This window comes from Ruegeria sp. YS9, from assembly GCF_024628725.1.
Lineage (GTDB): Bacteria > Pseudomonadota > Alphaproteobacteria > Rhodobacterales > Rhodobacteraceae > Ruegeria > Ruegeria atlantica_C.
Genome location: NZ_CP102410.1, coordinates 730,738 through 748,160, shown reverse-complemented (window position 1 = coordinate 748,160; position 17,423 = coordinate 730,738). Strand labels below are relative to the sequence as shown.

Below are 17,423 nucleotides of genomic sequence, written 5' to 3'. Positions count from 1 at the left end.
GCCTCATGTCTCTTTGTTTGGAACGTAAATTTCTGTTCGTTTCTTATTTACGCCCGATTTGCGCTTTACGCAAAAGAAAATATGATGAAACTCAAATCTTACCCACGGGTAAGAAAACAAGGCCCAGCAAGGCCATCGCCGATTCGGCGGCGCACAGGATGAAGGGTGACGATTCGCAACAGGCCCTCAACCGTATTTAGGGGGGCAATCTTCCTGGATCGACGATATATGGGGGGACATAACAGGCTGATAAGGGGTCACCCTGAATGTCCCCCATCACCAATACTTCACCAGATTTCTTTTATTTTTTGATCTGGATTGGCGCAGTTTTCTGACCGGTTTCAGACTCTTCTTGACAGAATCGAAGCTTTGGACGCTAATTAGGCCAAGATGACGAAAAGCGTTGGCAAACAGCGCAAGATCGGCGGGACACACCCGTCAGAGGCAGACAGAGCGGTGAGAACGGGTATGCAGCTGGCTAAACCGGTCGGGCGAAATGCGGCGGCCTTAAAATATGATATACTATCTGCGCTCACCATTTATGCGTTGTCGGGTGACAAGCATCGACAGCGCAGCGTACTGCGTATCATCGCATTGATTACGACACGGTATAACTGGCAAAACAACGAATTATCGATTGGGCGCGAAGAAATTTCGCGCCTTTGGGCGGTGAATGAAAGGACTGTAAAGCGCGAAATGGCCAGATTTCGCGCATTAGGTTGGGTAACGGTCAAACGGCCTGCTGCACGGGGCCGGGTCGCGGTCTATGAAATCGACCTCAAACAGATCATGATCGATACGCAGGAGGTCTGGCCGATCATAGGTTCCGATTTCCAGGCCCGGATGAGCGAGGATTCCGAGACCGTTACAAATGTCGTGCCTTTCGCGGCAAAACCCCCGGGGCCTGAAATCAACACCCCCGAAGCCAAGCCCGAGGATATCTGGTCGCAGGTACAGTCAATTCTTCACGGGCGCGATCCCGAGTTGTGGGCGAGTTGGTTCCAGCATCTGTCCGAGTCGGAAAGGGCAGGGGGGCGCGTCATACTGGTTGCACCCTCGCGGTTCATGGCTGATTACATTGCACAGAAATGGACGGCACGGTTGCTGGCCGCCTACAGCCGCGTCGATCCCAGTATCAGAACGGTTCAAGTAAACGCAGCCGATTGAGGCTGCGAGGTGCGCAGCACGGCCGAGCAAAGGATGCGTCATGATCAACCGAGATTTCCAACCATTTCGGGTCGAACAGTTCCTGTCCGAAACGGAACACGGGGTGGTCTTCAATTTCTCGGAAAGCGGTGTTCATCCCATGTCGTTGCAGGGATTGATGGATCTTGCCCGGATTGATCTCGACGCTCTGCTGACAACGATGATTGATTATCCGCAAGTCAATGGAAAGCAATCCCTGCGCGAAACCATCGCAGGCTTGTATCCCGGGGCCTCGGCAGATGGGGTATTGGTCACGGTCGGGGCAACCGAAGCGAACACGCTGGTGGCCAACACCTTGTTGGCGCCCGGCGACAATGTTGTGTGTTTCCGACCGACCTATGAGCAGATTTCAGGAAACGCCGCCAATCTCGGCAACGAGGTGCGCTGGGTCGATCTGATCGAATCCGCAGGGTGGGGCATTGACGCAGAGGCGCTGGAACGGGCCGTCGATGACAGGACCCGCATCATCCATGTGGTCAATCCGAACAATCCAACGGGCCGTATTCTGACCGAAGCAGACCGCGCGCGTATCGTGTCGGCTGCCGAGCGCGTTGGCGCCTGGATCGTTTCGGACGAAGTTTATGCCGGAACCGAGCGCGAAGGTGATACCGAAACGCCTTCGTTCTGGGGAAGGACGGACAGGGTTCTTGTGGTGAACTCCATGTCCAAGGCCTATGGGCTTCCGGGGCTGAGGCTGGGGTGGCTTGTGGGGCCGGAAGAAATCATTCAACAATGCTGGCGGCGGCACGAATATGCCTCGATCGCAGCATCCATGTTGTCGATGGAACTGGCGGACAAGGCGCTTGCCGAACCGGCACGGTCCAAGTTGAAAGCCCGCGCGCGCCGTCTGATCCGCACGGGGTTTGACGTTCTCACGGAAGAGCTGGCGCGGCATCAGGGGGTGTTTTCCGTTGTACCACCTCAGGCGTCGGCCATGTCGTTCGTGCGGTTCAATCTACCGATCGCATCCGAGGAATTCAGCATGCGCCTTTTGCGCGAAAAAGACGTGCTGGTCATTCCGGGGTCGCGGTTCGGGGTCGAGAACCATTTTCGGTTCAGCTCGGCCCTGCCCGAAGATCATTTGCGGGCAGGGTTGGCAAAGTTGAATGATCTTACAGGCGACATTCTGAACGGAGGCTGAGAGTTTGCCGCCGAACTGGTGAAAGTGGTTCGGTGACATTTCTTTTGCCTTTTTCATACGTGTCGATAGGCTTCGCAAATGGAAGATTCATCTGTGCTTTCCACCGAAAAACCGCCGCTGGATCACCTGGTCGGGTCCGCGGTGAAAACGCATCGCGCGCTGGCCGGGTTGACACTAGCCGAACTGTCTCAGCGGTCCGGCGTATCCACGGCGATGATTTCCAAGATCGAGCGCGGTCAGGTGTCTGCTTCACTGGCGACGCTGGAGGCCCTGGCCGGCGGAATCGGCGTTCCGCTGATCAACTTTTTCGCGGGTACGGTCGAACGCACGGATGTGTCATTTGTGGCCGCAGGCGAAGGTGTAACCGTGCAACGGTTGGGCACCGGTTTCGGGCACAGTTACAAGCTGATCGGTCGGGCGGAAGCGAAACATGTCAGTTTCGAGAGTTTCAGCGTTACTTTGGAAGGTCCCTTGGACGAACGCCCGCTTTACCAACATCAGGGTGTCGAATTCATCCACGTCACCGCCGGCGAGATGGTCTATGGCTGCGGTGAAGCCGCGTATCACATGCGGCCGGGAGACAGTCTGAGTTTTGATTCAAACGCCACTCATGGGCCGTTGGAGTTGAAAACTGACACGGTCACCTTTGTCACTGTGGTTGCCAAAGCCGTTTCGGGCGACAATTGAAAACGCCCGGCGACCGGGCCGGGCGTTTGGGAATCAAGGTGATCCGAGACGAGTCAGAGACCCCATTTCTTGCGGTTTTCCTCGAAGAACCCTTGCGCCTTTTTGACTTCGATCCAGTTGTTCACGTAGTTGATCCACACCTGATCGGCCTGTGGCAGGATCATCGCGATGGGTGACGGCGAGCGCGGGCCTGCGTTCTTTACGCGTACCACCGGAAACTTCGCCTCGAGGGTCGAGCCTTCGATGTTCGACGTGATGAAGACATCCGCGCGTCCTGCGATTACTTCCTGAAAACCGCGGGCCGGGGCCTCGACCACCTTGATATCTGCGTTCGGGAACCATTCGCGGACGCGTTTTTCGAACGTTGTGCCCAGGGTGGTCGCGACTTTTACTCCGGGCTGGTTGATCGAGTCATAACCGTCGAATTTGTCGGCCTTGTCTTTGGTGGTATAGGGGAAGAGCTCCACCGAAATATAGCTGTCGGAAAAGCCCGCGACCTTCATGCGCGGCGGTGAAATCGATGCCGATCCGGTCAGGTGATACTTGCCTGCCACCACACCGTTGACCAGTGTTTTCCAGTCGGTGGGGACATATTCGACCTCGACCCCCAGATCGGCGGCCAGCTCGTTCATGATGTCGATATCATACCCTTTGTAGCTGTTGGTCGCTGGGTCGCGGAGCGACATGGGATTCCAATCGCCCGTGGTGCCAACCTTGAGCACGCCGGAATCCAGCACCTCGTTCAGTGCAGATTGCGCCTGCGCTGCGCCTGACAATACAAGCCCAAGCGCAGCGGCTGCCGCAGCTTTCCAAAAAGTGTTCATAGGTTTCTCCCGTTGGTGGCGTTTCGACCTTGTGGCGGTATTCTTCATTGATTTAAGCCCAAAGGGAAAGATAACCTCAAGAAAATATTATACTGGGACTAAAACAGGGGCAGTTCATCTTATGCCAGACGCCGCAATCGAACTTGTGGGCGTGAACAAGTGGTTCGACACGTTTCACGTTCTCAAGGACATCAATCTGACGGTCGACAGCGGCGAAAAGGTGGTGATTTGCGGGCCTTCTGGGTCTGGAAAATCCACCGTTGTGCGATGTATCAACCAGTTGGAGAAGCACCAGAAAGGCACCATCCGCGTAGATGGGATCGAGTTGACGGATGACGCAAAATCCGTGGCCAGGATCCGATCCGAGGTCGGCATGGTGTTCCAGCAGTTCAACCTGTTCCCGCATCTGACCGTGTTGGAGAACCTGACTTTGGGCCCGGTCAAGGCCCGCGGTCTCGGCCGCAAAGAGGCAGAGGAAAAAGCGCGTCACTATCTGGATCGGGTGCACATTCCCGATCAGGCCGACAAAAAGCCCATTCAGTTGTCGGGCGGCCAGCAGCAACGCGTCGCCATAGCGCGATCCCTGTGCATGGAGCCGCGCGTTCTGCTGTTTGACGAACCCACTTCGGCACTGGACCCTGAGATGATCTCGGAAGTGTTGGACGTGATGGTCGAGTTGGCCAATGAGGGGATGACCATGGTGGTTGTCACGCATGAGATGGGGTTTGCCCGAAAGGTGGCCGACAAGATGATCTTCATGGATGCCGGTGAAATCGTCGAAGAAGGCAAGCCCGAACATTTCTTCACCGATCCTCAGTCCGATCGGTGTCGCAAATTCCTGTCCCAGATCCTGCAACACTGAGAGGGGCCGATGAAAAAACTTCTTCTCATATTGCCTCTGCTTCTGCTGGCAGGCTGTTCGTCGTCGCAGACCTGGGGCTGGTACGTCATCGATCCGACGACGGCCTCGGGTTGGACCAATGTGAAATTCCTGATCTCGGGGATGGGCGCGACGATCCAGATTTCCCTGATCGCCGCCGTTCTGTCGATCGTCATCGGATTGCTGGTCGCCCTGCCGGGATTGTCCGAAAAACGTGGCTGGCGGGTTGTGAACCGGGTTTACGTGGAGTTCATCCGCGCCATTCCCCTGTTGCCGATGCTGTTCTGGGTGTTTTACGGCTTGCCCATCGTGTTTCAGTCGATGGGTCTGAACATCCCCATCGATCCCTTCTGGGGGGCGATCATAACGCTGGCGATTTCAGACAGCGCCTTTACGGCCGAGATCTATCGCGCAGGTATTCAATCCATTGCGCGTGGACAGCGCGAGGCGGCGCAGACCATCGGGCTGAACTATGTGCAGACCATGCGCTATGTGATTCTGCCGCAGGCGATCCGGCGCATTCTGCCGCCTTTGGCAAACCAGTTCATCTACATCGTCAAGATGAGCGCCTTTGCCAGCGTCATCGGGATGCAGGAACTGACCCGCCGTGCGAATGAATTGGTGGTGACGGAATACCGCCCGCTGGAAATCTATACCCTGCTGATTTTCGAATACCTGATCCTGGTTTTGATCATCTCGGCCGGGGTGCGCTGGCTGGAGCGTCGCATGGGCGCGGATGAGCGCGGATAAGGAGTGAAGACATGAACTGGAAAGATTTCATGGCCGAGACCGAGGCCAATATCGGAACCTTCTCGAAAGAAGTGCCGGAAACCGTGCGCGGCTTTGGCATCATGGGCAAGGCGGCTAAGACTGACGGGGCGCTGAGCGAGAAGACCAAGGAGTTCATGGCGCTCGGCATTGCGATTGCGACCCGCTGCGACAGCTGCATCGGATTCCACGTGCGTTCGCTGGTTCGACTGGGCGCCACCCGCGCTCAGATGTGCGAGGCATTGGCCATGGCCACCTATATGGGCGGCGGGCCGTCCTATGCCTACAGCGCCAAGGCGCTCAGGGCTTTTGACGAGTTTTCGGAGTAAGAAACATGCGTCCTGATCTGGCCGGAGCAGAGGGGTTTATTCGCAACAGCTGGTACGTCGCCGGACGGTCCGAGGATTTTGGCCGCAGCCTGAGCGCCGTACGAATGCTGGACGAAGAGATCGTGATCTACCGTGACACAGCGGGCAAAGCGATCGCGTTGGAGGATGCTTGCCCGCATAGAAAGCTGCCGCTGTCTCGGGGCACCATCGAAGGGGATCATGTGGTTTGCGGCTATCACGGTCTGACATTCGGCTGCGGCGGTGAATGTGTCAGCGCCCCGACACAGCTGGACAATCCTCCGCGCCGCGCCGCCGTGCATGCGTACCCGGCCGAAGACCGCTGGGGGTTTCTTTGGTTGTGGATGGGGGACCCGGATAAAGCCAGCACAGGCGATATCATCGACATCCCCAATTTCGACAACCCGTCCTGGGGCAAGACCGGGACCGGCGCGATGGAGATGGCGTGCCATTACCTTTACATTATCGACAACCTGCTGGATCCAAGCCATGTGGCCTGGGTGCATCTGACCTCGTTTGCCGGGGCGGGAACCGACAACCGCCCGCTGGATCTTGAAGAAACCGAAAGCGGCGTCATTGTTTCGCGCTGGATCGCGGGTGAACCCGCGCCGCCCTACTATGCGCCGATACTGCCGTTCGGGCCAAGTTGCGACCGCAAGCAGCATTACGAATGCCGTCTGCCGTCCACTGCGATCAACATGTCCGTTTACACTCCGGCCGGAGAAGGCGGGGCGGATCGGCCGTTGTCGCCCAATGCCTTTGTGAATATTTCGTACAATTTCATCACACCGGTCGATGCGGAAACATCGCGGTATTTCTGGTTCCAGCACCGCAACATGCACGCGGATGACACAGCCATGTCGCAGCGCATGTTCGAAGGCGCGGTCATGGCCTTCAACGAGGACAAAGAGGTTCTGGAACACGTTCAGACCGGCATGGCGCGGCGCAAGACCGGCTATATCAACCTCGGGCTGGACGCAGGCGCGATGCGGTTCCGCGCACGGGTTGCAAAGCTGATCGCGCAGCAGGCCGGCTGATCATCAGGCCGACAAGCGCCCGTTCGCGCCCTGGCCCACGTGTCGGGCCGGGGCGTCGAAAACCGCTTTGATGCAGGGGTACCGGTCGAGAATTTCAGCCCCACCGGGCAACAGATCGGCCCGGAGAACACCGGCATCCCAGATCGCAACGCCATCCACGCGGATCGTCGGGTCCAGCACGTTCAGCGAAATCTCACCCGGCGCATAATGCCCGCATGTGTGAAAGTGCAGCAGGCGTGGATTGCCAAAGGCCGACCCGCTCCAACGTTCAAAATTGCTTCGGGCCGGGGTCGTGTAGGCGCAGCCCGGGTGGATGCCTGCGTGCCAGGAATGCATGGTCAGGGGGTCAAGGTCGAACATCTTGCCGACTTTTTCGTAATGCATCTGCGCGCAATGCACATCCATGGGATGGCCCTCAAAGCCGGTCAGGCGGTTGTTTTCGAACCGTATGGTCAGCGGTTCGCGCAGGTCACAGCCGTATGGTTCGTAGAATTTCGAACCGGTGCCGACCAGAAACCCGTCCTGAACCAGTACTCCGGAAAACCCCTGCGCGGGAACCGGGGCAAAGACCGACATCGGAAAACGCGCCACGCTGACATCCGCGGCACCTGCTGGGGGGAAGGCGGCGCCGGGGCCCGCGAAGTCGGTGCCCAATGGGCAGGTCACGTGGATATGCCCGGCATTGGCCAGCAGCCGGTTGACCGCGTTTTTCAGTTCAACGAACCCGGTGTAGTTGGCGCGCCCGAAACCCGAGGCCAGCATTCCGGCGTCCAGCGCATAGGACATGATGGGCCGAACGTCCCTCATTCCTGCGTCGAAACGAATCTGATCGCCGGTGCGGGACAGAAACAAGGTGCGATCCGCCGCTTCCATCGCCGTTTTCAGATCCGCTGGCAGCGATGAACCCATGGGATCGAATGCAAGGGTTCGAACTGCGGTCTTGATCCGGTTCTGTCGCGCGCAGTCCACGATAGCCTCGGTGATCTCGGCATCGTAATACCCGTTGGCCGCATCTTCGCAGACCACAAGCAACTGGTCGCCCGCCGTCAGACCGCCGCATCTGAACAACAGGTTTTCGGCACCTGCCATAAGCTCTGGATTGTGCATTCGCGTCGATCCTCAACAACTCCCCCGCGCTGGTATTTTACATCTTTCACGTTTCCGTGATCCAGAAAAAATTTCACCTTAGGAAAAAAATTAACTGACATGCCTGTGGGCTTTGTCCATAAGCTGAGCCCGAACAAGACAGGAGACACAGCAATGAGCGCTTGGATCGAGATGATCTCGGACGACAAGGCCGAGGGCCGCCTGAAAGAGCTGCTGGACAAGGCCCGCACCCCACATGGCACCGTGGACACGGTCATGCGTGTGCATTCATTGCGGCCCGAAACGATGAACGGGCATGTGACGCTGTACCGTTCGGTCCTGCATTCCGATGACAACCAGTTGCCATTCTGGTTCCTCGAAGTTGTCGCCAGCTATACCTCGATCCTGAACGATTGCACCTATTCCCTGACCCATCACTTCATGAACGTGCGCAACCTGCTGAAGGACCAGCCGCGCAGCGACCGGATTTTCGTCGCGCTCAAGGCGCATCGGCCCGAGGACGAATTCGAAGGCAGGGAACTGGCGCTGCTGCGCTATGCCGCCAAGCTGACGACGGATGTCGGCAAAATGGTCAAGTCCGACTTCGAAGCGCTCAAGATTGCAGGCTGTGAGGATGGCGAGATCCTGGAGGTCAATCAGGTCTGCGCCTATTTCAATTATTCAAACCGGTTGCTGAACGGGTTGGGGGCAACGACCGAGAATGATGTGATCGGCTATTACACCGGTGACGCCTGACGGGTTGCGCCGGTCTGGCCCCCGTGCCGTGGAACATCGTTTCAGGCGGGTCAGCCGGTTGTTTCGGGCTGTGGCAGCTTCACGCCCCACGTGTTTTCTTCGGCCGTTTTGCGGATGATCGCGCCGATCTTCAATAGGTTTTCGCTGAGCGGGTTGGTCTTTCGCCAGATCAGACCGATCGTCCGTGTCGGCGGCGTGTCCTGAAACCGGGCAATGGACACATCCGCGGATCGGGTTTCCAGCCCGACCGCCATTTCCGGTATCAGGGTCACACCGATGCCGGCGCCGACCATCTGAACCAGTGTGGAAAGCGAACTGCCCTCCATGATGTGCTGCGGTTCGATGTTGCGGATCGAACAGAAGGACAGGGCCTGATCCCTGAAGCAATGCCCCTCTTCCAGCAACAGCAGGCGCATGGTTCTGAGCTGCGACGAACTTGGCATCGGCAGGTTGGCATCCTGCGCCGGGCGAACCAGCAGAAAATCTTCGTTGAACAGCGAGAACTCTCGGAGGTTGGGTTCCGAGACGGGCAGGGCAACGACGCCGAAATCCAGTTTCGAATCCAGAATTTCACCGATCAACGTCTTGGTTATCGTTTCCTTGGGTTCAATGGTCAGTTGTGGGAATCGCTGCGACAACGCTTTGATGATCGAGGGCAGCAGATAAGGTGCAACCGTGGGAATGACCCCGATTCTGATGCGGCCCGACAGGGGGCCTGAGGGGGATTGCACCAATTTCCCCAGATCCTCGACTCGGGTCAGGATTTCGCGGCCATGTTTCAGCACGTCTTCGCCAAGTGCTGTCAGGCGGGTTTGCCGGGCCGCGCGTTCGACCAGCGGCCCACCCATGATTGCTTCCAGCTCTTTGATTTGTATGGAAAGCGCGGGCTGCGATATCGCACTGGCCGCAGCCGCTTTGCCAAAGTGGCCATGCGTGGCGAGCGCCTCGAAATAGCGCAGGTGTTTGAGGGTCAGTGTTTTCATATGAAAAACTAATCGCAACGATAGTAATTACAAATTTCCAATTATCGAAGCTGTGCGGTACGAGTCAAGATATCTGAACCCCTAGGTAAATACTCAGGAGATTTACAATGGACGGTACCCCCCACAATCATCAATCCGGCGGCTGCCCCGTCATGCATGGCGGCAATACTGGAACGGGCAATTCCGTCACCAAGTGGTGGCCGGACTCGCTGAACCTGGACATTCTGAGCCAGCACGACACGCGCACCAACCCGATGGATGCGGATTACAATCACCGAGAAGCGGTCAAGGGCCTGGACTTCAAGGCGGTTCGTGCCGATGTCGAGGCGCTGCTGACCGACAGTCAGGACTGGTGGCCGGCAGACTGGGGTCACTACGGTGGCCTGATGATCCGTCTGGCGTGGCACTCGGCCGGGTCTTACCGTCTGGGGGATGGTCGAGGTGGCGCCGGTTCGGGCAACATCCGGTTTGCGCCGCTGAATTCATGGCCGGACAATGCAAGCCTGGACAAAGCCCGGCGTCTGTTGTGGCCGGTGAAAAAGAAATACGGCAACGCGCTGTCCTGGGCTGACCTGATCGTTCTGTCGGGCACGGTGGCCTATGAAGTCATGGGGCTGAAGACCTTTGGCTTTGGGTTTGGTCGCGAAGAAATCTGGGGGCCCGAGAAAGATGTTTACTGGGGGTCGGAAAACCAGTGGCTGGCCCCGTCCGAGAATCGCTATGGCGATCTGGAAACCCCCGGCACGCTGGAAAACCCTCTGGGTGCGGTGCATATGGGCCTGATCTATGTGAACCCCGAAGGCGTGAACGGCAATCCGGATCCGGCCAAAACCGCGCTGCATATCCGTGAGACCTTTGCCCGTATGGCGATGGATGACGAAGAGACCGCGGCGTTGACCTGCGGTGGTCATACGGTCGGCAAGGCCCATGGTGCGATGCCAGGCGACAATATCGGCGCCGAGCCCGAAGCCTGCCCCGTGTCCAGCCAGGGTCTGGGATGGGAGAACCCTGATCAGAACGGTAAAGCGGCCAATGCCTTTACCTCGGGGATCGAAGGGGCGTGGACGAAAGAGCCCCTGAAATTTGACATGGGCTATTTCGACTATCTGTTCGGCTATGAATGGGAGCTGGGCAAATCACCCGCCGGTGCCCATCAGTGGCAGCCCGTCGACATGCCGGAAGACGAAAAGCCGGTCGACCCGACCGACCCCACTGTTCGTCGCATGCCGATGATGACCGATGCGGACATGGCGATGAAGGTCGACCCGACCTACAACGCGATCTGTCAGAAATTCATGGCGGATCCGGACTATTTTGCCGATACATTCGCACGTGCCTGGTTCAAGTTGACTCACCGCGACATGGGTCCGCGCGCCAACTATTATGGCCCGGATGTGCCGTCAGAAGACCTGATCTGGCAGGATCCGATCCCGGCTGGTTCGACAGATTATGACATTGATGCCGTCAAGGCCAAGATCGCAGACAGCGGCCTGACCGCGGTCGAGATGATCACCACCGCCTGGGACAGTGCCCGCACCTTCCGTGGCTCGGACAAGCGCGGTGGCGCAAATGGGGCGCGCATCCGACTGGCGCCGCAAAAGGACTGGGCAGGCAACGAGCCAGAGCGTCTGGCAAAAGTGCTGGGTGTGCTGGAACCGATCGCGGCTGAAACCGGTGCCTCGATTGCCGACGTGATCGTTCTGGCGGGCAATGTCGGGCTGGAGCAGGCGATCAAGGCCGCAGGCTTTGACGTGGCGGTTCCGTTCTCGGCCGGTCGCGGCGACGCGTCGGACGAGCAGACCGATGTGGACAGTTTCTCGGTACTTGAGCCGCTGGCGGACGGGTTCCGCAACTGGCAGCTGAAGGAATACGCGGTCTCGCCAGAGGCAATGATGCTGGATCGTGCGCAACTGCTGGGTCTGACTGCGGCCGAGATGACCGTTCTGGTCGGTGGTCTGCGTGTGCTGGGTGCCAACCATGGCGGATCGCCGCATGGTGTCTTCACTGACCGGGTGGGCCAGCTGACAACCGACTTTTTCGTCAACCTGACGGATATGTCGCTGAGCTGGCATCCGGTTGACGGAGGCACCTATGAGCTGCGCGACCGCGCCTCGGGTGAGGTCAAGTTCACCGCAACCAGCGCAGATCTGGTCTTCGGCTCGAACTCGATCCTGCGCAGCTATGCTGAGGTCTACGCTCAGGACGACAATGCCGAGAAGTTCGTGCGCGACTTTGTGGCGGCATGGACCAAGATCATGAACAACGACCGGTTCGATCTGGTTGCCTGACTCATGAATAAATCAGGCGAGGACACCCTCGCCTGGTTTTCTTTTCAGGGGCTGCATCCGCTGATCCCCGCTGTGCCGAGACCCACTCATACGGTCATGAAGAGGTCTTTGTATCGGTCACGCAGAATGTTCTTTTGAACCTTGCCCATCGTGTTGCGGGGCAGCTCATCCAGAACGATCAGCTTGCGCGGATGCTTGAACCGGGCCAGACTTTCGTGGACCGCGCCCGTTATCGCATCCGGATCAGGGGTCTGGCCGGGCTCTGCCACGATGACACCAACAACCGTTTCACCGAAATCGGGATGCGGCACGCCGATCACGGCGCTTTCCAGAACACCGGGTTGATCATCGAGAACCATCTCGATCTCTTTTGGGTAGATGTTGTAACCGCCCGAGATGATCAGATCCTTGTTGCGACCAACGATATGGACGTAGCCATCCTCGTCGATGCGGCCCAGATCACCGGTGATGAAAAAGCCGTTGTCGCGCAGTTCGGCAGCGGTTTTTTCAGGCATCTGCCAATACCCTTTGAAGACGTTGGGCCCGCGCACTTCAATTGTGCCGATCTCGCCCGCAGGCAGGGTATTGCCGTCTGAATCACAGATCTTCAGTTCGACCCCGGGCAGCGGGTGCCCGACCGTTCCGGCGCGCCGCTCGCCGTCATACGGGTTTGACGTGTTCATGTTGGTTTCAGTCATGCCATAGCGTTCAAGGATGCGATGCCCCGTTCGTTTTTCGAACTGCACATGGGTTTCCGCCCGCAGCGGTGCCGATCCCGATACGAACAGGCGCATATGGGTGGCCAGTTCCCTGGTAAAACGCGGGTCGTCCAACAGGCGCGTATAGAAGGTTGGGACGCCCATCATCGACGTGGCACAGGGCAAATTGTCGATGATCTGGTCCAGATCGAATTTGGGCAGCCAGATCATGCATCCACCCGCAGCCAGCATGATATTGGTCGCGACGAACAGCCCGTGGGTGTGAAAGATCGGCAGGGCATGCAGCAGTACATCCTGCGAGTTGAAGCGCCATTCCCTGACCAGTGTCCGGGCGTTCGACAGCAGATTGTTCTGGGTCAGCATGGCCCCCTTGGACCGGCCTGTGGTTCCCGATGTATAGAGGAACGCAGCCAGGTCCTCGCCATCGCGGGGGACGGTTTCGAAACGTGTCGGCATGGTCGCGGCCAGATCTGTCAGAGACCCGCTGCCATCCGCGTTCAGCGTCTCTACCCGGGTGCCCAGCTGCGCGCCGACAGGGGTGAGTTTTTCCTCACTTTCGGTGTCGCAGATAATCAGCGCGGCCCCGCTGTTTTCAATGAAATAGGTCAATTCATCGACCGTGTAGGCCGTATTCAGGGGCAGGAACACCAGACCGGCCTGGGCGCAGGCAGCATAAAGCGCCAGCGCCTCGGGTGACTTCGCAACCTGCGCCGCAACGCGATCACCGGGATTCAGGCCTAGATGCTTGGCCACATGTGCAATCTGCGCCGCTTTGCCTAGAAAGTCCTGATGGGAAATCGTTGTCCCGTCCAGCAGCCGCAAAAAAGGTGTGCCTTTGCCAGCATGAATGCCGAACAGGCCGTCATAGAGGGGGTTGGCCATCAGGTTTACCTTTCTTGAAGTATGGAGAGAGAGGTGGATGCAGCGAGGAAATGGATCTCGAATGAGGCGATCATCTCATGGGTATTGGTGAATTGTTCATGGTATTGGGCAACACGGGTCAATTCATACAGGTAGTTGACCATGGTGCCAACGGATCGGGCCGTGATTGCGTTCCCATGAACCGATTGATCAAAAGCACTGTTACCCAAATGAAACTGTGCAATTGGATCCGGGGGCATGTGCCTCCTTCCCCTGTCGCTTGGCAGTTACAACCGCCGACACCCTGCTGCGCATCGTGCTTTCAGAGTATCGGCGGGTGTCGACTGATTTCCCTATGAGAAGTGTTCCGGCAGCAAGGCATCCGGCAGGTTCTGATAGCAAACAGGACGCAAGAAACGTCGGATCGACAATGTGCCCACGGATGTGGCACCGAAATTGGTTGAAGCCGGGTAGGGACCGCCATGGACCATGCTGTCACATACCTCGACCCCCGTGGGGAAGCCATTGGCCAACACGCGCCCGGCTTTGCGTTCAAGGATCGGCAGCAGGGACCGCGCCATGCCCATGTCGGCCTCGTCCATATGCAGGGTGCAGGTCAGCTGCCCGTGCAATCCGCGCGCGACATCGTGCATTTCGTCGGATGTCTCGGCGGTCACGATGATGCCCAGCGGGCCGAACACCTCTTCCGCGAGGGATGTGTTGGCCAGCCAGGTTGCGGCGCTTGTTCGGTAAAGGAAAGGGGTTGCATTGCGCTGATCGCATGTCGAAGCCAGAACCTCGTGAACGCCAGCGGTTTCAGCAACACGGGCCTGACCGTTGCGATAGGCTTTGGCGATGCCGTCGGTCAGCATGGTCTGCGCCGGAACTTCGGTCAATGCGGCCTGTGCGATCTCGGCGAAACGGTCCGTTGCTTCACCTGCGGGCATCACGACGACGCCCGGGTTGGTGCAGAACTGACCAGCGCCCATCGTCAGCGAGCCGGCCCAGCCTTTGGCGATGTCTTCACCCCGGTTTGTCAGTGCCGCATCCAGAATGAACATGGGATTGACCGATCCAAGCTCGCCAAAAAACGGAATTGGTTCGGGGCGCGCGGCGCACAGGTCGAACAGGGCGCGGCCGCCCGCAAGCGATCCGGTGAACCCGACCGCCTTGATCAGAGGGTGCTGCACCAAGGCAGAACCCACAGCCGGGCCGCCGTTCTGGATCAAGCTGAAAACGCCGGGATGAATGTTGCAACGGCGGATGGCCGCAAGGATGGCTTCGGCGATGATCTCGCCGGTGCCCGGATGGGCGCCGTGGCCTTTGACGACAACCGGGCAGCCGGCAGCCAGTGCGGCGGCGGTGTCCCCCCCGGCGGTGGAAAATGCCAGCGGGAAATTTGATGCGCCGAACACCGCGACCGGGCCGATCGGGCGCTGGATCATCTTCAGATCGGGCCGGGGCAGGGGGGAACGGTCCGGCAGTGCGCTGTCGTGGCGCCGGTCCAGATAATCGCCGCTGAGGATATGCGTTGCGAACAGCCTCAGCTGCCCCGACGTGCGGCCCCGCTCACCTTGCAGCCGAGCCTCGGGCAGGCCGGTTTCCTGAGTGCCAATCTCGGTGATTGCATCGGCGCGCGCTTCGATCTCGTCGGCAATGGAGTTCAGAAAGGCGGCGCGTTCTTCCCGAGTGGAATAGCCATAACTCCAAAACGCCTCTTCCGCGGCCTGCGCAGCGGCGTCGACGTCTGAAATGCGACCTTTCGAAAAGTCATGCGATGGCCCATGTGCGGGTTGTGATGCAAAGAAATCGTCACCAGCAAGCCAGTTGCCGGCGATCAGATGCTTGCCATGCGGGGTAAAGGTCATTTGGGCCTCGTAATTCGGGATGTCCAGATTAATGGATAATGTATCCAAAATGGCAGGACATGCAAGACCGCCCTAGGGTTCGTCTGTCCCGCGCTTCGAGGCGATCATTTCCAGAAGCTGTTCCTTGGTCCGGCGAATATGCTGGGCCAAGACCTCGCAGGCTTTGTCCACATTGCCTTCCTGCGCCAGCCGCAACAGATCACGATGTTCCTTTTTTGCGGGTTCGCGCTGTTTCATCACGCTCAGGTGCATCCTTACATAACGATCCGATTGCAGGTTGACGCGGTCCAGCAATTCGTTGGTCAGCTTCCGCTGTGACGCCGCATAAAGCGCCGAGTGATATTGATAGTTCAATATCCCCCACTTGCCGACGTCATTTTCGTCATATGACGCTTCCATCTGCCTGAGAATCTCGTCGCAACGCGCAAATTCCCTTGGGCCCATATTCGGGATGGCCCGGCGAAACAGATCCACTTCGATCAGGATGCGAAGATCGAAGATTTCACCGATTTCGTCGAGGGAATGCTTGGTCACCGAGCCGCCGCGATTGTTGGCCCATTGCACCAGACCTTCGGCATTCAGGCGCTTCAGCGCCTCGCGGATCGGCATGCGCGAGACATCATATTCCTCGGCCAGAGCTTCCTGCCGGATCGTCTCACCTTCGGCAAGTTCGCCGCTCAGGATACGTTCACGCAGATCATTTGCGATAACGTCCGGTAGGCTTTGTTTCGTGATCGCGCGTTTCCCTGCCATGTCCAATATCCCGCCACGGTTTTTTGGATACAATTACCCGTAATCATCGACTTTTCCAAGCCGAACTTGGATTTCGACCCATGTTCGACCCATGCCCGAGATCTGGAAAAGCCTGAATCTGCTTATGAATCCGTAACCAGCCCGCGTATCTTCAGACTTTTCCGTCTCTGAATAATGTGTTTCCCGACATCAAACACCCCAGGTGTCAGACAGGCGATACCCACCGGGCCACGGGTCGTCAGGGTCCAGCATGTGCTGATGTATTCCGGTGATCCAACCGCGACCGCTGATTTCAGGAACGATTGCCGGGCGGCCACCTATCTGCACAGTGTCAAGGATCCGACCGGTAAATCGTGATCCGATGATCGAAACCGCGTCGAAGGTCTGGCCGGGTTTCATCACCCCCTTGGCCGCCATCAGCGCCATGCGGGCAGACACCGCGGTACCCGTTGGTGAACGGTCAACCTTACCCGGCTGGATCGCCACGGCGGACTTGCCGCTTAGACCGGTTTCCGTCTCGCTCAGCGGGCCGCAAAAGGCGCAGAACGATATATGATCCCAGTCCGGGTTCTCGGGATGAGAGAACCCAAGCTGTTCATTGGCGGCGTTTGTGATCTTTACCCCCAACCGGGCTATGTCGCGGGCCTCATTATCGACGATTGCAAACCCAAGCGTCTGCGCATCGACGACCACGAAGCTGTCGCCGCCATAAGCGGTATCTACCGTGATCGTGCCCAGTCCGGATACCTCGAGCGGGACCGACAGCTTGTCGGCAAAGCTGGGCAGGTTCTGGACGAAGATGCGCCGCGCCTTGCCATCGCGGCATTCCGCACGCACCCGGACCAGCCCGCCCGGTGCCTCGAGCACCATATGGGTTTCCGGCTCTTTCATCGGAATGATCCCGCCATCCAGCAACACGGTTGAGACACAGATCGAGTTAGACCCCGACATGGGCGGCGTGTCTTCGGGTTCCATGATGATCCAGGCGGCGTCCGCCTCGGGGTGTTTTGGCGGAACCAGAAGGTTGACATGCCGGAACACACCGCCGCGCGGCTCGTTGAGAACAAAGTTGCGCAGTGTCTGGTCCTGCGCAATGAAGCTTCGCTGATCCCAGAGAGTGTCGCCCGGCGGTGGGGCGACGCCTCCGACGATGACATCTCCAACCTCACCTTCGGCATGGGCCGAGATCACATGTATGGTTTTGCTGCTGCGCATGTTT

At 58.3% G+C, this 17,423-nt stretch carries 16 protein-coding genes; 9 read left to right on the top strand and 7 right to left on the bottom strand.

Annotation, left to right across the window (positions count from 1 at the left end; genetic code table 11):
- Window positions 1–696 precede the first annotated feature (696 nt).
- The 3 genes from NOR97_RS19720 (at window position 697) to NOR97_RS19710 (ending at window position 3,034) form a co-directional block, all read left to right on the top strand.
- Window positions 697–1,167: a DnaA N-terminal domain-containing protein gene (locus NOR97_RS19720; protein WP_257601168.1), complete on the top strand. Its 471-nt coding sequence runs from the start codon at window positions 697–699 to the stop codon at window positions 1,165–1,167.
- Between the two features lie 40 nt (window positions 1,168–1,207).
- Entirely contained in the window at window positions 1,208–2,347 is a 1,140-nt protein-coding gene (locus tag NOR97_RS19715) for an aminotransferase class I/II-fold pyridoxal phosphate-dependent enzyme (RefSeq protein WP_170345135.1), read from the top strand.
- 78 nt (window positions 2,348–2,425) lie between these two features.
- Window positions 2,426–3,034, top strand: coding sequence for a helix-turn-helix domain-containing protein (locus NOR97_RS19710; protein ID WP_170345136.1), 609 nt, complete (start codon window positions 2,426–2,428; stop codon window positions 3,032–3,034).
- Between the two features lie 53 nt (window positions 3,035–3,087).
- On the opposite strand, the gene NOR97_RS19705 is transcribed toward NOR97_RS19710, so the two are convergent.
- On the bottom strand, window positions 3,088–3,858 hold the full coding sequence (locus NOR97_RS19705) for a transporter substrate-binding domain-containing protein (protein ID WP_170345137.1): 771 nt from the start codon (window positions 3,856–3,858) through the stop codon (window positions 3,088–3,090).
- A gap of 121 nt (window positions 3,859–3,979) precedes the next feature.
- On the opposite strand from NOR97_RS19705, the gene NOR97_RS19700 reads away from it, so the two are divergent.
- The 4 genes from NOR97_RS19700 to NOR97_RS19685 are packed head-to-tail and all read left to right on the top strand — an operon-like array spanning window position 3,980 to window position 6,890.
- On the top strand, window positions 3,980–4,720 hold the full coding sequence (locus NOR97_RS19700) for an amino acid ABC transporter ATP-binding protein (RefSeq protein WP_257601167.1): 741 nt from the start codon (window positions 3,980–3,982) through the stop codon (window positions 4,718–4,720).
- A gap of 9 nt (window positions 4,721–4,729) precedes the next feature.
- A complete protein-coding gene (locus tag NOR97_RS19695) occupies window positions 4,730–5,488 on the top strand; it encodes an amino acid ABC transporter permease (protein WP_171118222.1) in 759 nt (252 codons plus the stop codon).
- A gap of 11 nt (window positions 5,489–5,499) precedes the next feature.
- Window positions 5,500–5,835, top strand: coding sequence for a carboxymuconolactone decarboxylase family protein (locus tag NOR97_RS19690; protein ID WP_171118220.1), 336 nt, complete (start codon window positions 5,500–5,502; stop codon window positions 5,833–5,835).
- Between the two features lie 5 nt (window positions 5,836–5,840).
- Window positions 5,841–6,890, top strand: a complete 1,050-nt coding sequence (locus NOR97_RS19685) for an aromatic ring-hydroxylating dioxygenase subunit alpha (RefSeq protein ID WP_257601166.1) — start codon at window positions 5,841–5,843, stop codon at window positions 6,888–6,890.
- Window positions 6,891–6,893: 3 nt separating this feature from the next.
- Here NOR97_RS19685 and NOR97_RS19680 read toward each other — a convergent pair whose 3' ends face one another.
- Entirely contained in the window at window positions 6,894–7,997 is a 1,104-nt protein-coding gene (locus NOR97_RS19680) for a hypothetical protein (protein ID WP_257601165.1), read from the bottom strand.
- Between the two features lie 153 nt (window positions 7,998–8,150).
- On the opposite strand from NOR97_RS19680, the gene NOR97_RS19675 reads away from it, so the two are divergent.
- Window positions 8,151–8,732 (top strand): carboxymuconolactone decarboxylase family protein, encoded by a 582-nt coding sequence (locus NOR97_RS19675; RefSeq protein WP_257601164.1) that lies wholly within the window; start codon window positions 8,151–8,153, stop codon window positions 8,730–8,732.
- A 50-nt stretch (window positions 8,733–8,782) separates the two neighbouring features.
- On the opposite strand, the gene NOR97_RS19670 is transcribed toward NOR97_RS19675, so the two are convergent.
- On the bottom strand, window positions 8,783–9,715 hold the full coding sequence (locus tag NOR97_RS19670; protein WP_257601163.1) for a hydrogen peroxide-inducible genes activator: 933 nt from the start codon (window positions 9,713–9,715) through the stop codon (window positions 8,783–8,785).
- 107 nt (window positions 9,716–9,822) lie between these two features.
- Between NOR97_RS19670 and katG the strand changes: the two genes are divergently transcribed.
- Window positions 9,823–12,003 carry a catalase/peroxidase HPI gene (gene katG / locus NOR97_RS19665; protein ID WP_257601162.1) on the top strand — a complete coding sequence of 727 codons (2,181 nt, stop codon included), beginning with the start codon at window positions 9,823–9,825 and terminating at the stop codon, window positions 12,001–12,003.
- Between the two features lie 86 nt (window positions 12,004–12,089).
- On the opposite strand, the gene NOR97_RS19660 is transcribed toward katG, so the two are convergent.
- From NOR97_RS19660 to NOR97_RS19645, 4 genes are all read right to left on the bottom strand, one after another.
- Complete coding sequence (locus NOR97_RS19660) at window positions 12,090–13,604, bottom strand: malonyl-CoA synthase (protein ID WP_257601161.1); 1,515 nt, start codon at window positions 13,602–13,604, stop codon at window positions 12,090–12,092.
- Window positions 13,605–13,936: 332 nt separating this feature from the next.
- On the bottom strand, window positions 13,937–15,451 hold the full coding sequence (locus tag NOR97_RS19655) for an aldehyde dehydrogenase (NADP(+)) (RefSeq protein ID WP_257601160.1): 1,515 nt from the start codon (window positions 15,449–15,451) through the stop codon (window positions 13,937–13,939).
- A 72-nt stretch (window positions 15,452–15,523) separates the two neighbouring features.
- Window positions 15,524–16,204: a GntR family transcriptional regulator gene (locus tag NOR97_RS19650; RefSeq protein ID WP_257601159.1), complete on the bottom strand. Its 681-nt coding sequence runs from the start codon at window positions 16,202–16,204 to the stop codon at window positions 15,524–15,526.
- 189 nt (window positions 16,205–16,393) lie between these two features.
- A complete protein-coding gene (locus tag NOR97_RS19645) occupies window positions 16,394–17,419 on the bottom strand; it encodes a proline racemase family protein (protein ID WP_171118201.1) in 1,026 nt (341 codons plus the stop codon).
- Between the last annotated feature and the right edge of the window lie 4 nt (window positions 17,420–17,423).